This is a genomic window from Tepidiforma sp. (assembly GCF_026419595.1).
GTDB lineage: Bacteria > Chloroflexota > Dehalococcoidia > Tepidiformales > Tepidiformaceae > Tepidiforma.
On the sequence record NZ_JANZZD010000013.1, the window covers coordinates 24,045 to 37,309 of the forward strand.

At 72.0% G+C, this 13,265-nt stretch carries 16 protein-coding genes and 1 riboswitch; of the genes, 15 read left to right on the plus strand and 1 reads right to left on the minus strand.

What is annotated here, in order from left to right:
* Positions 1–44 precede the first annotated feature (44 nt).
* From rpmH to N2041_RS08520, 15 genes are all read left to right on the plus strand, one after another.
* On the plus strand, positions 45–188 hold the full coding sequence (rpmH, locus tag N2041_RS08450) for a 50S ribosomal protein L34 (RefSeq protein WP_158066874.1): 144 nt from the start codon (positions 45–47) through the stop codon (positions 186–188).
* 14 nt (positions 189–202) lie between these two features.
* Positions 203–598 carry a ribonuclease P protein component gene (gene rnpA, locus N2041_RS08455; protein ID WP_297677752.1) on the plus strand — a complete coding sequence of 132 codons (396 nt, stop codon included), beginning with the start codon at positions 203–205 and terminating at the stop codon, positions 596–598.
* On the plus strand, positions 598–822 hold the full coding sequence (gene yidD / locus N2041_RS08460) for a membrane protein insertion efficiency factor YidD (RefSeq protein ID WP_367187709.1): 225 nt from the start codon (positions 598–600) through the stop codon (positions 820–822). The genes rnpA and yidD overlap by 1 nt, the downstream gene beginning before the upstream one ends.
* Positions 823–1,671: 849 nt before the next feature.
* The gene (locus N2041_RS08465; protein WP_297677756.1) at positions 1,672–2,823 is read left to right on the plus strand and encodes a PQQ-binding-like beta-propeller repeat protein; all 1,152 of its coding nucleotides are present in this window, start codon (positions 1,672–1,674) and stop codon (positions 2,821–2,823) included.
* Positions 2,823–3,683, plus strand: a complete 861-nt coding sequence (locus tag N2041_RS08470; RefSeq protein ID WP_297677758.1) for a YidC/Oxa1 family membrane protein insertase — start codon at positions 2,823–2,825, stop codon at positions 3,681–3,683. The genes N2041_RS08465 and N2041_RS08470 overlap by 1 nt, the downstream gene beginning before the upstream one ends.
* Positions 3,634–4,665 carry an RNA-binding cell elongation regulator Jag/EloR gene (gene jag, locus N2041_RS08475; protein WP_297677760.1) on the plus strand — a complete coding sequence of 344 codons (1,032 nt, stop codon included), beginning with the start codon at positions 3,634–3,636 and terminating at the stop codon, positions 4,663–4,665. The genes N2041_RS08470 and jag overlap by 50 nt, the downstream gene beginning before the upstream one ends.
* 92 nt (positions 4,666–4,757) lie before the next feature.
* Positions 4,758–5,501 carry a carbohydrate kinase family protein gene (locus N2041_RS08480; RefSeq protein WP_297677761.1) on the plus strand — a complete coding sequence of 248 codons (744 nt, stop codon included), beginning with the start codon at positions 4,758–4,760 and terminating at the stop codon, positions 5,499–5,501.
* Positions 5,501–6,271, plus strand: coding sequence for an AAA family ATPase (locus N2041_RS08485; RefSeq protein ID WP_297677763.1), 771 nt, complete (start codon positions 5,501–5,503; stop codon positions 6,269–6,271). Before N2041_RS08480 ends, N2041_RS08485 begins: the two co-directional genes overlap by 1 nt.
* Complete coding sequence (locus N2041_RS08490; RefSeq protein ID WP_297677766.1) at positions 6,268–7,284, plus strand: ParB/RepB/Spo0J family partition protein; 1,017 nt, start codon at positions 6,268–6,270, stop codon at positions 7,282–7,284. Before N2041_RS08485 ends, N2041_RS08490 begins: the two co-directional genes overlap by 4 nt.
* A 2-nt stretch (positions 7,285–7,286) precedes the next feature.
* Positions 7,287–7,763 (plus strand): RidA family protein, encoded by a 477-nt coding sequence (locus N2041_RS08495; protein WP_270057856.1) that lies wholly within the window; start codon positions 7,287–7,289, stop codon positions 7,761–7,763.
* Between the two features lie 190 nt (positions 7,764–7,953).
* Positions 7,954–8,619 (plus strand): NYN domain-containing protein, encoded by a 666-nt coding sequence (locus tag N2041_RS08500; protein WP_297677769.1) that lies wholly within the window; start codon positions 7,954–7,956, stop codon positions 8,617–8,619.
* Positions 8,620–9,223: 604 nt separating this feature from the next.
* Positions 9,224–10,165 carry a ribose-phosphate pyrophosphokinase gene (locus tag N2041_RS08505; protein WP_297677771.1) on the plus strand — a complete coding sequence of 314 codons (942 nt, stop codon included), beginning with the start codon at positions 9,224–9,226 and terminating at the stop codon, positions 10,163–10,165.
* A 117-nt stretch (positions 10,166–10,282) separates the two neighbouring features.
* Positions 10,283–10,421, plus strand: a riboswitch (cyclic di-AMP (ydaO/yuaA leader).
* Positions 10,422–10,535: 114 nt separating this feature from the next.
* Positions 10,536–10,712 carry a hypothetical protein gene (locus tag N2041_RS08510; RefSeq protein WP_297677773.1) on the plus strand — a complete coding sequence of 59 codons (177 nt, stop codon included), beginning with the start codon at positions 10,536–10,538 and terminating at the stop codon, positions 10,710–10,712.
* Positions 10,713–10,850: 138 nt separating this feature from the next.
* The gene (locus tag N2041_RS08515; RefSeq protein ID WP_297677775.1) at positions 10,851–11,759 is read left to right on the plus strand and encodes a thioredoxin domain-containing protein; all 909 of its coding nucleotides are present in this window, start codon (positions 10,851–10,853) and stop codon (positions 11,757–11,759) included.
* Between the two features lie 49 nt (positions 11,760–11,808).
* Positions 11,809–12,570, plus strand: a complete 762-nt coding sequence (locus N2041_RS08520; protein ID WP_297677776.1) for an alpha/beta hydrolase — start codon at positions 11,809–11,811, stop codon at positions 12,568–12,570.
* A gap of 7 nt (positions 12,571–12,577) precedes the next feature.
* Here N2041_RS08520 and N2041_RS08525 read toward each other — a convergent pair whose 3' ends face one another.
* Positions 12,578–13,087: a DUF2231 domain-containing protein gene (locus tag N2041_RS08525; RefSeq protein ID WP_297677778.1), complete on the minus strand. Its 510-nt coding sequence runs from the start codon at positions 13,085–13,087 to the stop codon at positions 12,578–12,580.
* Positions 13,088–13,265 lie beyond the last annotated feature (178 nt).

The following is a 13,265-nucleotide window of genomic DNA, read 5'->3' on the forward strand; positions in this document are numbered from 1 at the left end:
AACGTGGAGGTTCCCCCGAGCGGAGAGCCACCAGGAGGTGACCCATGGCGACGAAGCGGACGTACCAGCCCCACCGGATCCCGCGGAAGCGCGAGCACGGCTTCCTGAAGCGGATGTCGACCCGCGCGGGGCGGCTGGTGCTGAAGGCCCGGCGGCTGAAGGGCCGGAAGCGCCTCACCGTCGTGTAGGCCGGGGGCGCGCCGTGGACCGTTCGCGGAGGCTGCGGAAGGGTCCAGAGTTCGATACAGCGTATCAGAAGGGGACTGCCGTGCGCGGTCCCCTTCTCGTTGTCCGGGTGTCGGCGAACGGCCTGGCGCGCGACCGGTGGGGGTTCGCGGTGGGGCGGCGGCTGGCGCCGCTGGCGCACGACCGGAACCGGGTGCGGCGCCGGCTGCGCGAGGCGGCGCGGGGGGTGACCGCCGCGCGCGGCGAGCGGGGGCGCGACGTCGTCGTGGTCGCGCGGGAGGGCGCGCTTTCGGCGGGCGTCGCGGAGCTCGAGCGGGAGCTGGCGCGGCTGCTGGCGAAGGCGGAGCGGGAGCTCGCGGCCCGGGAGACGGCAGCGAGCCGGACATCGGACGGGGGTGAGGGCGCGGCGTGATCGGGAGGCTGCTGGCGAAGCCGCTCATCTGGCTGGTGATCGCCTACCAGGCGACGGTATCGAAGGTGATGCCGCCGGTCTGCCGGTTCGAACCGTCGTGTTCGCGGTATGCGCGCGAGGCGCTGGAGCGGCACGGGGCGTTCCGCGGCGGCTGGCTGGCGCTGCGGCGGCTCAGCCGGTGCCGCCCCTTTGGCGGGAGCGGCTACGACCCGGTCCCGGATTGAGGCGGGAGGTGGGAGGAGGTCGGGGCGAGGAGCGGGGGACGCGAGGGACGGTGGCGCGTGGGGCGGGGTGACAGCGCATCGGGCGACAGAAAGGAAGCGCGGCGGTTCGGGCGGGTGGTGGCGCGGGCTGCAGGCTCTGCGGCGCAGCGGACCCGGGCCGGGTGGGGCTGTTTCACGTGAAACGGCCGCTACCCGCCGTTGGACGCGCCGGCTGTGCGGCGGGGCGGAGGGGAGGGCGGTTTTCGACGCGTCCGGTGCGGGCCCGGGGACATCGCGTGCTGACGAACGCCATGCCGCCGGCGTCGAGCTGGCGGGCGATACGGCGGGCGGCCGAGGCCTTCGGAATCACGGCGCGGGCAATGTCCGTGAGGCGTTTCACGTGGAACGGTGGTGCGCGGGGCCGGTGGGCGGCGGTCAGCGGGGGCGTCCGGCAGCGTCATCGGGCGCCCGGACGCGCGGAGCTCGCGGCCCGTGTTCCACGTGAAACAGGAGCCCCGCCTGTGATGGCAGTTCCCGCACCGCGCCCCGGCGGACGGATGGCGGCGACGGCGAACGTCGCGCGGTCGTCGTGCGGCCCTTGCCGCCACGTTGCACGTGAAACGCCGCTGCCGACGGCTGCGGAGCGCGACGGCCGTCGGCAGCGGCTGGAACCCGGGGGCGGTGTGTTCCACGTGGAACGTGCGCCGTCCCGGGCGTCCAGGGCCCGTCCCGACTCCTTCGCCGCCCGTGCGTTTCACGTGGAACAGGCCCGGGGCATCGCCGAGACGAACATATGTTCTTCGTTCCACGTGGAACACCCGGCGGGCGGGCCGCGCGGCCCGTAAGCCCCAAGGCTGCTACCATCCCCGCGTGACCCGCCTCCGCCTCGCCGGCGCCGCGCTCCTCGCTGCCGTCGCCCTCCTCGCCGCCAGCTGCGTCTCCGTCACCAACCCCGAGGGCTGGGCCCCGCCCGTCCTCGACGGCACCAGCCTCTACCTCACCACCGACCACGGCCACGTCTCCCGCACCACCCTCGCCGACGACGGCCGCAGCGCCGCCGCCCGCTGGACCTTCCCCGATAAAGACATCAAGGCCGACGACAAAATCCGCCCCAACGCCGCCTACGGCCCGCCCATCCTCGCCGACGGACGCGTCTACTACGCGACCTACGAAGCCGGCGTCTTCGCCCTCGACGCCGAAACCGGCCGGCCCGCCTGGCCCGATGAAGGCAAAACGAACGCCGGCAATATCCGCGGCAACATCGCCGGCGGCCTCGCCTACGCCAATGGCATCCTCTTCTTCGGCACCACCGAAGGCCGCCTCTACGGCTGGAACGCCAGCAACGGCGCCCCCGCCCAGGGCTGGGAAACCCCCCTCGTCTTCGACTCCGGTATCTGGGCCACCCCCGTCGCCATCGGCGGCACCCTCTACGTCGCCACCATGAACGGCGAGGTCCACGCCATCCGCATCAGCGACCGCTCGCCCGCCTGGCCCGAACCGTTCAAGGCCACCGGCGCGATCGCCGACCTCGTCGCGCTCGACGACGCCCGCATCTTCGTCCCCTCCATCAACCGCCACGTCTACCTCCTCGATGCCGCCACCGGCCAGGTGCTCACCGACTTCCGCGCCCGCGACTGGGTCTGGACAGCCCCCGCCCTCCAGGGCAACCGCCTCTACTTCGGCGATTTCGGCGGGAACGTCTACGGACTCGACATAAGCACGTCGCCAGCGACGGAGCTCTGGCCGCCGGCCTCCACCGAGGGCCACCGCGTGAAAGCTGCCCCCGTCATCGTGGATGATGTGCTCATCGTGGCCGACCGGGGGCCTGTGGTGACCTTCATCGATGCCAACACCGGCGAGGTGCTGAATCGCGTGCCGATCGACGGCGCGGGCACGGTCCGCGCCAATCCGCTCGCGGCAAACGGCGGCGCCTACATCCTCACCACGAACGCGCGGCTCTTCTTCGCCAACCCGCAGAACCGCTCCGTGGTCGAAGTGCCGGTTACCGGGGTGAAGCGCTGATGGGCGAGTTCTTCACCGTCGCCCTCCTCAACCCGATGGTGAACCTGCTGGTTCTCCTCAACAACCTCCTGTTCGGCTCCTTCGGGCTCGCCATCATCGCCTTCACCATCCTCGTCCGGGTCGTCACCTTCCCGCTCACCTACCGCCAGCTCCATGTGACCCGGCAGATGCAGGCCGTCCAGCCGCGCATCCAGGAGATCAACAAGAAGTACAGCGACCCGAAGCGCCGGCAGGAAGAGATGATGAAGCTCTACCGCGAGGCCGGCGTGAACCCCCTCGGCTGCCTCGGGCCGATGCTCATCCAGTTCCCCATCCTCATCGCCCTCTACAGCGCCGTCCGCATCGTGCTCCCGAATTCGCCCGAGGCGCTCGAAAAGCTCTCCAGCCACGTCTACGACTGGTCCTACCTCCAGCACGCCCTCCCGATGCAGGAGTTCTTCCTCGGGATGGACCTGCGCCACCCCAACCTGCTCATGGTGGTGCTCGTCGGCGTCACCACCTGGGCCCAGTCGAAGACGACCGTCACCGTCAGCACCGATGAACGGGTGCGCCAGCAGCAGGCCATGATGAACGTGATGCTGCCCCTGATGTTCGCCTTCTTCGCGCTCCAGTTCCCGAGCGGCGTCAGCCTCTACTGGGTCGTGAACAGCATCGTGGGCATCGGCTTCAACATCCTCATCTACGGCTTCAAACCGCTCGGCATCGAACCGTTCTTCAAGGTCCGCGCGCCCGAACCGGCGCCCGCGGCAGCCGAACCGGTCCCCGCAGCGGCTGCCGTCTCATCCGCTCCAGAATCGAGGACTCCCAGCCATGGACCAGGCCGAAGCAAGCGGCAAAACCGTCGAAGACGCCCTGACTAACGCCCTCGCCATCCTCGGCGCCCGCCGCGAAGACGTCGAAGTTACCATCATCGATGAAGGCAAGAAAGGCGGCCTCTTCTCCCGCGGCCGCGACGCTGTCGTCCGCGTCACCCGCATCGCCCGCAGCGAACCTTCCGCTCCGCCGCCAGCCGCCGCGCCCGCCCCCGCGGCGGCCGCCGACCCGGGCGAGAGCGCGCCGCGCCGCGAGGGCGACCGCGGCCGCCGGCCACGCCAGCCTTCCGGGCGCGGCGGCGGCCAGCCCCGCCCCTCCGCCGGCCCCGGCCGCGCGCTCGAACCGGCCCCGCTGAAGCTCACCGATGCCGACTTCCTCGCCCGGCCCGCCGGCAGCAGCGCCGAACCGCCAGCCGAGCGCCCCGCCCGCGGCGAACGCCCGCGCCAGCCCGCCCGGCCCCGCGCCGAGCGGCCGGCCGCGCCCGCCCGCCCCTCCCGCCCCGCCCGGCCGAAGAGCGACCAGCCGCACGTCGAGCCCGACATCAACGCCGAAGAAGTCGACTACGCCGCCCAGACCATCGACGACATCCTCCGCATTCTCGGCATCGACGCCGAGATCTCGATCCGCGAGCCGCTCACGCCCGGCGACGGCCGCGGCTCCGTCCTCGCCGTCATCGACATCCGCGGCGACAACCTCGGCGTGCTCATCGGCCGGCGCGGCGAAACCCTCCTCGCGCTCCAGTTCCTCGTGAACCTCGCGCTCGCTCGCAAATACCCGGGCCGCGGCGGCGTCACCGTCGATATCGAGCACTACCGCCACCGGAACGAGGAGCGCATCGTCGAAATGGCCCGCCGCATGGGCGACCGCGTCCGCCAGACGGGCACGCCGATCACGCTCGAACCGATGTCCGCCGCCGAGCGCCGCATCGTCCATCTCCAGTTCGTCGACGACCCCGAGCTCGAAACCCACAGCATCGGCGAAGGCGAAAACCGCAAAGTCGTCATCAGCCGGAGAGGCGAAGGAGGCTAGCCACGCGCGCGCTGGTCGCCGGCAACGTCGCGCTCGACCGCACTCCCGATGGCGGGTGGGCGCCCGGCGGGCCTGCGCTCTACTCCGCCTTCATGGCGCGCGCGCTCGGCTGCGAGGTCACCCTCATCACCTCGCTCGAACCGGAATTCCCCGCCGGCCTGCTCGACGGCATCGACCTCCGCGCTGCGCCGGGCAGCGTCGCCCGCTACGAAAACCGCTACGACGCCCGCGGCAACCGCACCCAGCGCCTCCTCGCGCCCGGGTCCGACCTCCAGCTCGTGCCGCACCTCGCGCCCGGCGAAACCTTCGACCTCGTCTTCTACGCCCCCGCCTACCACGAATTCCGCAAAGCGCCGCTGCGCTTCCGCGGCGCCGTCGTCGGGGTGTCGCTCCAGGGCGCGCTCCGTTCGGTCGACCCGGAGGGGCGCGTCATCCCGAACCCGCGGCCGCTGGAGGCCGCCCGCGCGCTCGTCCGGCCCGGCTGGTGCGCTTTCCTGAGCGAGGAGGATACGGCCGCGCCCGAAGCCCTCGCCGCCGCCCTCGCGGCCGAAAAAACGCTCGTCGTCCTGACGCGTGGCTACAACGGCGCTACACTGTTCGAACTGGATGGCAGCTCACACAGCTATCCCGCCGTGCCTGCCGAGGCGACCGAACCGACCGGCGCCGGCGACTGCTTCGCCATGGCGTTCATGGTCCGCCTCGCCGAGACCGACGCCGTCGACCAGGCGATGCGGTTCGCGCTCGCGGCCGGCGCCCTCGCCGTCGAAGCGCCCGGCCTCGCGGGCATCGCGAGCCGCGCCGCCATCGAAGAACGCATGACCCGGGAGGCCGCCTGATGGGAGCTCGCATCGTCTCGCTCGTCAACCAGAAAGGCGGCGTCGGCAAAACCACGACCGCCGTCTCCCTCGCCGTGGCCCTCGCCCGCCGCGGCCAGCGCGTCCTCCTCGTCGACCTCGACCCGCAGGCGAACGCCACCAGCGCGCTCGGCGTCCTCGGCAGCGGCCGCGCCGGCGTCTACGACGCCATCCTCGATGAAACCCCCGTCGAGGAGTGCATCGCCCGCGTCGAGGACGAAGGCGTCGACCTCGTGCCGTCGAGCGCGGAGCTCTCCGGCGCCGAAGTCGAACTCGTGCCCGTGCTCGCCCGCGAGCGGCGGCTGGCCAACGCCCTCCACCCCGTGCGCGACCGGTACGACTGGGTGCTCATCGATTGCCCGCCCTCCCTCGGCCTGCTCACCATCAACGCGCTGACCGCCAGCGAGAGCGTCATCATCCCCGTCCAGTGCGAATACATGGCGCTCGAAGGGCTCAGCCGGCTGATGGAGACGCTCGACCTCGTCCGGCGGAACCTGAACCCGGGCCTCCACGTCCTCGGCGTCGTGCTCACGATGTTCGATGCCCGCACCCGGCTCGCCCAGCAGGTCGTCGATGAGGTGCGGAGCCACTTCCCGCAGACGTTCGCCACGATCATCCCGCGGTCGGTCCGCCTGAGCGAGGCGCCGAGCCACGGCCAGTCGATCTTCCGCTACGAGCCGGGCGGCAGGGCGGCCGCCGCCTACGAAGCCGTCGCCGCCGAACTCTTGGAACGCGTGGGAGTCGCCGTATGACACAGCCGAAGCGTGGACTGGGCCGGGGCCTCGATGCCCTCTTCGGGAGCACCCCGGCAGCGCCGCCCGTCGCCGAGCCGCCGCCGGCCGCCGCGCCGCCCGCGGAGCAGCAGCCGCCCGTGCCCGAGCGGGAGCCCGCCCGCGAGGTGCCGCCCGAACCTGCGGCGCGGCTCGCGCCGGAGCCCCGCCCCGCGGCCCCTGCGCCCCGGCGCGGCGGCCCCGAGCTGCTCGATATCGACCTCATCGCGCCGAACCCGGAGCAGCCGCGCACCCACTTCGAGCCGGAGCAGCTGCGCGAACTCGCCGATTCGATCCGCGAGCACGGCATCATCCAGCCGCTCATCGTCACCCGCGACGCCGAGGGCGGCTACCGGCTCATCGCCGGCGAGCGCCGCCTGCAGGCCGCCCGCCTCGCCGGGCTCGAAACCGTCCCCGTCGTCGTCCGCGAAGCTGCCGATGAGGAGCTGCTCGAACTCGCCCTCATCGAAAACATCCAGCGCGCCGACCTGAACCCGGTCGAAGAAGCGATGGCCTACCGCCGGCTCATCGAGGAGTACGGGCTGACGCAGGAAGAGGTGGCCCGGCGCGTCGGCAAGAGCCGCGCGACGATCGCCAACGCGCTCCGGCTGCTCCAGCTGGAGGCGGAGATTCGCCGCAGCCTCGTCTCCGGCGAAATCACCGAGGGCCACGCCCGCGCGCTCCTCGGGCTGCCGGAGGGCCGCGGCCGGGTGAACGCATGGCGCGAAGTGGTCCGCCGGCAGCTGTCGGTGCGCGATACGGAGAGCTACGTTCGGCGGCAGCTCGCCGCCGCCCCGGAAACGGCATCGAAGCCGGCCGCCCAGACCGCCCGGCGCGATGCCGCCCTCAGCGATATCGAGGCCCGGCTGCGGCGCGCCCTCAGCACCCGCGTCCGCGTCGAGCCGCAGAAGAAGGGCGCGCGCATCGTCATCGAGTGCTACTCCGCGGAGGAGTTCGAAAACGTCGTCAGCACCCTGCTCGGGGAGTACCAGTAGCCATGGCGCACGAGGAGACGCCCGAACACCGCCTCGCCGACCTCGGCATCGAGCTGCCGCCCGTGCCGCCGGCGGCCGGGCTGTACGCCCCCGCCGCGCGGAGCGGCAGCCAGCTCTACATCTCCGGGCAGGTGCCGCGCGCCGCGGACGGCTCCGGCGTCGCTGCCGTCGGCAAGCTGGGGCAGGATGTCACGGTCGAAGAGGGCGCCGCGCTCGCCCGGCTCTGCGCCCTGCAGGCGCTCGCCATCGCGCGGGCCGAGCTGGGCAGCCTCGACCGGGTGGTGCGGGTGGTGCGGGTCGCGGGGTACGTCGCCAGCGCGCCGGGCTTTACGGGCCACCCGGCCGTGGTGAACGGCGCCTCGCAGCTCTTGCTGGACGTCTTCGGCGACGCGGGCCGCCACGCGCGCATCGCCATCGGCGTCGCCGAGCTGCCCGCCGGCGTCCCGGTCGAAGTCGAATTCCTCTTCGAGGTGGCGTGAGGGGCGGAGGGCGGCTGGGGTGTGGGCCGGCGCGGTCGTTACCTGCCCGCCGCACTGCGGCAGCGGCACCCGGTGCCTGTGACACGTTGACACGTTCGATGCTGTTGACGATGATTCAGTCGTATCCCCCCTCTCTGCTTCGGCGGGAGGGCCAGGCCGCGGAAACGCGGCCTTGTTTTTTGAGGCGTGCGTGCGAGCGGCGGTCTACATCGACGGCTTCAACCTCTACTACGGCATCCGCGCGATGATGCGCGCCCGCGGCGCGGGCGAACTGCGGTGGCTGGACATCCTCGAACTCTCCCGAAAGCTGCTTCCGCGCGATGACGTCGTGGTCGTCCGGTACTTCACCGCGCTGGTCGACGATCGCCCGGACCAACCGGGAACCGCAGCCCGCCAGCGAGCCTATCTCAGAGCGCTGGGTACGCTGCCAGGGGTCGAACTCCACTTTGGCACGTTCAGGACCCGCCGAGTCCGCCTCCCCCGTTCGAACTCGAAGCCCGGCGAACCGCGCACCGTCGAAGTGCTGAGGACCGAGGAGAAGGGCTCCGACGTGAATCTCGCGACGTACCTGCTGCTCGATGGATTCCAGGACCGGTACGACGTGGCGGCGGTGGTCACCAACGATTCCGACCTGGCCGAACCCATCCGGGTGGTCCGGGAGCAACTCCGCAAGGAGGTCTTCGTTGTGACGCCTCAGCCCCCGATGGTCAACGAGCTCCGGCGCGTGACGACGCGCGTGCGCGACCTTCGCCCGGGCGTCGTGGCGCGGTGCCAGCTCCCGGTGCCGGTGATCGATGCGCAGGGGCGCGAAATCCGCCCGCCCTCGACGTGGGGCCCAATCCCGCCGCGGCCGTAGCGTCCACCCTCCCCGCCCCTGCCGCCGCCCCGGGTTGGAGGTTGAAGGTTGGAGGTTGGTGCCGGGCCTCCGCTCCCCCGCCCCGTCCCAGTTGAAGGTTGGAGGTTGATGGCGGCGCCGCGGTGAGCCCCTCGTAGTCGCGGGGCTCCGTCCCCGCGGAGGGCCATGAGGCCCACCCGGACGTCGGAGGTTCGGCCCCTCCCCTCCCCCGCCGCCGCCCCGGGTTGGAGGTTGCCGGAACCTCGCAACGCCTCCCGCCTCCCGGTTCCCGGTTCCCTCTTCCCGGTTCCCTCCTCCCGGGGACATCCGTTGGGCGCATGGCGCCCCGCGGGGACGGAGCCCCGCGACTACGGCCCCTCCCCGCCCCCGCCGCCGCCCCGGGTTGGAGGTTGAAGGTTGGCGGAATCGCGTACCGCCGCACGCTCCCGTCGCCCTCCTCACTTCACTTCTCTCTCTTCTCTCCTCTCTCCTCCCGCCTCCGGGTTCCCGCCTCCCTCCTCCCGGTTCCCGCCTCCCTCCTCCCGGTTCCCGGTTCCCGCTTCCCCGTGATACCCTCGCTGCCGGGCGCTGACGCATCGAGCGCGCCGCATCGAGGGGACCGCCGGTGTACAACGACCTCGCCATCTTCTCCGGCCGCGCCCACCCGGCGCTCGCCGAAGCCATCGCTGCCCGCCTCGGCCGCTCCCTCGGCAAAGTCGACGTCTTCGAGTTCTCCAACGAAAACATCTTCGTCCAGTTCCAGGAGAACATCCGCCAGCGCGACGTCTTCCTCGTCCAGCCCTTCGTCAGCCCCGTCAACACGTCGATCATGGAGCTCCTCATCATGATCGACGCTGCCCGGCGCGCCTCGGCCGGCCGCATCACCGCCGTCATCCCCTACTACGCCTACGGCCGGAGCGACAAGAAGGACCAGCCGCGCGTCCCCATTACCGCCCGGCTCATCGCCAACATGCTCGAAACCGCCGGCGCCGACCGCGTCCTCACCCTCAACCTCCACGCCGGCCAGATCCAGGGCTTCTTCAACATCCCGCTCGACGAGCTGAACGCCCTCTACCCCGTCTCCGCCTACTTCCGCACGAAGAACCTCGCCAACTACACCGTCGTCGCCACCGACGTCGGCGGCGAAAAACGCGCCCGCGACCTCGCCGTCCGGCTCGATCTGCCGCTCGCGATCATCGACAAGCGCCGCATCGGCAACGCCGAGGTCGCCGAGGCGATGCACGTCATCGGCGAAGTCGAAGGCCGGAACTGCCTCATCCTCGATGACGAGATCAGCACGGCGGGCACGATCGTCTCGGCCGTCAACGCGCTCCGGCAGAACGGCGCGCGCGAAATCATCGTCAGCTGCTACCACCCGGTCTTCGCCGGCCCCGCCGTCGAGCGGCTCCGCTCGCTCGACCTCCACGAGATCGTGGTGACCGATTCCGTGCCGCTCGGCCCGGAGAAGATCCTGCCGAACATGACGGTCATCCCCGTCGCGCCGCAGTTCGGCGATGCCATCGCCCGCATCCACAGCGGCCAGTCGGTCGGCGCCCTCTTCCAGTAGCGGCGGCCCGGGTTTCGCGGAACCGGCCGGGCCGCCATGCGGCTTCGCGGGCATTTGTTATGACGTTGTAATGCGCCGTTGACGAACTGTTGAACCACGGCGCCGCGCGGATGTGGTACAACGAAGGTGCCGAATCGGCGGCCCGGCCGCCGAGCGGGGGAACCGTCTCTTTGGGGTGTATCCCGGCGCAGGCCGGGTAGGCGACTCCCCTCGCCGAACCCGTCAGCTAACCCCGCAGGCATCGGGGAGAGGCCCGGCAGCCCTCCAGCCTGCCGCACGTGCCTCTCAGGTCCACCGGGATGTGCAGCCGCCGGCCGCAGCGCCGGGGAAGCGGCATCCCCCAAGAGCTGACAGCGCAGGAGGCACGACGATGCTCCGACCCGGTTTCCAACCCTGGTGGCGCCGCTGGCTCGCGCCGCAGCCCGCCAACCCCATCGCCCGGCAGCAGGTGGTCCGCACCTGCCCGGAATGCCGCGCCGCCTACGAACCGCGGCAGCGGTACTGCCCCGGCTGCCACATCGCCACCCCTGAGTGGCGCTACGGCTAGAGACGCCCAGTTCCCTCCTCTGGTGTGCTGCGACCCCTGGCAGCACACACCGGCGGGCCGCCCCGGCACGGGCGGCCCGTTCGGCGTCCACCTTGACCGGCGCGTGACCCCGCGGGCGCGGCCTGCGACAATCGGACGGTGACGAACCCCGAGCCCGAAGGCCCGCAGCCCGGCGGCGACCCCGAGTTCCCGTCGCCCATCGCCGCCGAAGGAGGCAGCGGCCGCCCCGTCTACCTCCGCCGCCAGCCGGCCTGGAGCTACTTCCTCACCCCCGGGGCGATCCTCATCGCCGCACTCATCATCGCCGGCGCCATCTGGTGGCAGCCCGGCAGCGACGATGACGGGTCACCCGCCTCCCCCGCCGCGGGCGGCACCGCCGCCGCCAGCACCGCGCCCGCCGGCGCATCGCCCACCGCCGCCGCGCAGGCCTCCCTCCTCGATGCCTTCCTCGGCTACGCCCGCACCGTCGGCCTCGATGAGCAGCAGCTGATGCAGTGCCTCAACGACGGCGCGAACGTGCAGCTCATCAACAGCCACCTGCAGCGCGGCAACCAGCTCGGCGTGAGCGGCACCCCCACCTTCTTCATCAACAACAAGAAGCTCGTCGGCGCCCAGCCCACGGCGCTCATGCTCGAAATCATCGAGAAAGAGCGCTCGCCGAACCCGCCGACGTCCCTCGATGCCTACTCGCCGCAGCTCCAGCAGCTCGCAGCCACGAACCCGCCGTCGTTCGAAATCCTGCCCGCCCGGCCGGACCTCTCCGGCGCCGCCTTCGAAGGCAGCCCGAACGCCCGCGTCGTCATCGCCGAGTTCAGCGACTTCCAGTGCCCCTTCTGCCTCCGCTGGAACCAGGTGACGCTGCCGGAGGTGCGCAAGCTCCTCGGCGATGAAGTCGCCCTCGCCTTCCTCCACTTCCCCATCACCCAGATCCACCCGAACGCAGGCAACGCCAGCCTCCTCGCCATCTGCGCCGGCAAGCAGGGCAAGTTCTGGGAGATGCACGACCTCCTGTTCGCCCGCCAGCAGGAGTGGGGCAACCTCCGCTGACCGCGCGCTGACCCACGGCCGCCGCGCGCCGCGCTACCATCGAAGGGCGATGCCCGAAACCCGCCGCTCCGGCGTCCGCATCCACTACCGCGTCGAAGGGCGCGGCGACCCCGTCGTGCTCGTCCACGGCTATACCGCCTCCGGCTGGTCGAACTGGATCGCCCCCGGCTGGGTCGAGCGGCTCGCGGGCGAGCACACGCTCATCCTGCCCGACCTCCGCGGCCACGGCCGGAGCGAAAAGCCGCCCGAGACCGGCGCCTACAGCCGCGCCGCGCTGGCCGCCGATGTCCTCGCCGTCATGGACGAAGAAGGCATCGAACGCGCGCCGGTCGTCGGCTACTCGATGGGCGGCATGGTCGCGCTCGAGCTGCTCGGCCGCCACGGCGCGCGGTTCGAGCGCGGCATCATCGGCGGGATGGGGAGCTACTTCCCTCGCGGCCGCGGGCGGTTCGCTTTCGAACGGCGCCACCCGCGGAGCCTCGCCCCGGCGCGGCGGCCGCTCGACCACCTCGCCTACCTCGCCCGCTACTGGAGCGAGATGGACCTCGTCGCGCTCAACCGCGTCTTCCGCGGCGTCTTCCGCGACGGCGTGCCGGTCGACCCGGAGGTCCTGCCGGCCATCCGCCAGCCGGTGCTCGTCGCCGCCGGCACGCGCGATGTCTTCTTCGAGCCCGCGGCGGCGCTCGCGCGCCAGCTGCCGAACGCCCGCTTCCTCCCGGTGCCCCACGACGCGCACATCAGCGCCATCCGCAACCCGCGCTTCATCGAGGCCGCGGCGGCCTTCCTGCGGGCGCCGGTAGCTACGCCGTAGCTATGGCCTAGTAGCGCCCGGCCGCGAACGAGCCGACGTCCTTCCAGACCAGCTGCGCGCCGGAATGCCCGGCAATGGTCATGGTCGCGATGGCGATGATGCCGATGACGCCGGCCGCCGCCCAGGCGGCCATCGGCGCCCAGCCCGGCAGCGCCCGCTTCCGTTCGATGGCGGCGAGGACGGCGAAGCCCGCCAGCCCGAGCCCGAGGATGACGGCCCAGAGGAAGGCGGCGTCGCCCTGCTCGGGGTGGTCGCCGAAGCGCACCTGCTGGCCGGCCGCGCGGGCCGCGTTCTTCACCGAGTCCTCGAGCGGCTCGCCGGACGCCTTCGCCAGCCACGCGAAGACGGCGCCGGCGATGCCGATGGCGGCGGCAGGCAGCGCATACGCCTGCCGCCAGGCACGTCGCCACCCGGTAGCTACATGGAAGACGGCCACCAGCGGCACGAGCACGACCGCGGCGTGGACGACGAGCGGGTGGGCAGGCAGGCCCGCGATGGTGAACAGGAACGGCGGCATGGAGCCTCCTCTGCGGCAGGGTTCGAACGAGTCGCCGCCGGCAGTGTCATTCGGCGCCGCATTGCGGAAAAGCAACTTTGGCATCCGCTTCTTTACCCGCCGCGCCGGCCCGTTCCGCCGCGATTCGCCGGTGCGAATGCCCGCCGGCCGGCGGCTCGACAGCGCCCCGCGCGGGGCG

Coding starts and splice junctions, on each gene's coding strand:
- N2041_RS08495 (WP_270057856.1), top strand. CDS start 7,287: ATGGCGCACGAGGAGACGCCCGAACACCGCCTCGCCGACCTCGGCATC.
- N2041_RS08520 (WP_297677776.1), top strand. CDS start 11,809: ATGCCCGAAACCCGCCGCTCCGGCGTCCGCATCCACTACCGCGTCGAA.
- N2041_RS08485 (WP_297677763.1), top strand. CDS start 5,501: ATGGGAGCTCGCATCGTCTCGCTCGTCAACCAGAAAGGCGGCGTCGGC.
- N2041_RS08480 (WP_297677761.1), top strand. CDS start 4,758: ATGGCGCGCGCGCTCGGCTGCGAGGTCACCCTCATCACCTCGCTCGAA.
- rpmH (WP_158066874.1), top strand. CDS start 45: ATGGCGACGAAGCGGACGTACCAGCCCCACCGGATCCCGCGGAAGCGC.
- N2041_RS08525 (WP_297677778.1), bottom strand. CDS start 13,087: ATGCCGCCGTTCCTGTTCACCATCGCGGGCCTGCCTGCCCACCCGCTC.
- N2041_RS08490 (WP_297677766.1), top strand. CDS start 6,268: ATGACACAGCCGAAGCGTGGACTGGGCCGGGGCCTCGATGCCCTCTTC.
- N2041_RS08510 (WP_297677773.1), top strand. CDS start 10,536: ATGCTCCGACCCGGTTTCCAACCCTGGTGGCGCCGCTGGCTCGCGCCG.
- jag (WP_297677760.1), top strand. CDS start 3,634: ATGGACCAGGCCGAAGCAAGCGGCAAAACCGTCGAAGACGCCCTGACT.
- N2041_RS08470 (WP_297677758.1), top strand. CDS start 2,823: ATGGGCGAGTTCTTCACCGTCGCCCTCCTCAACCCGATGGTGAACCTG.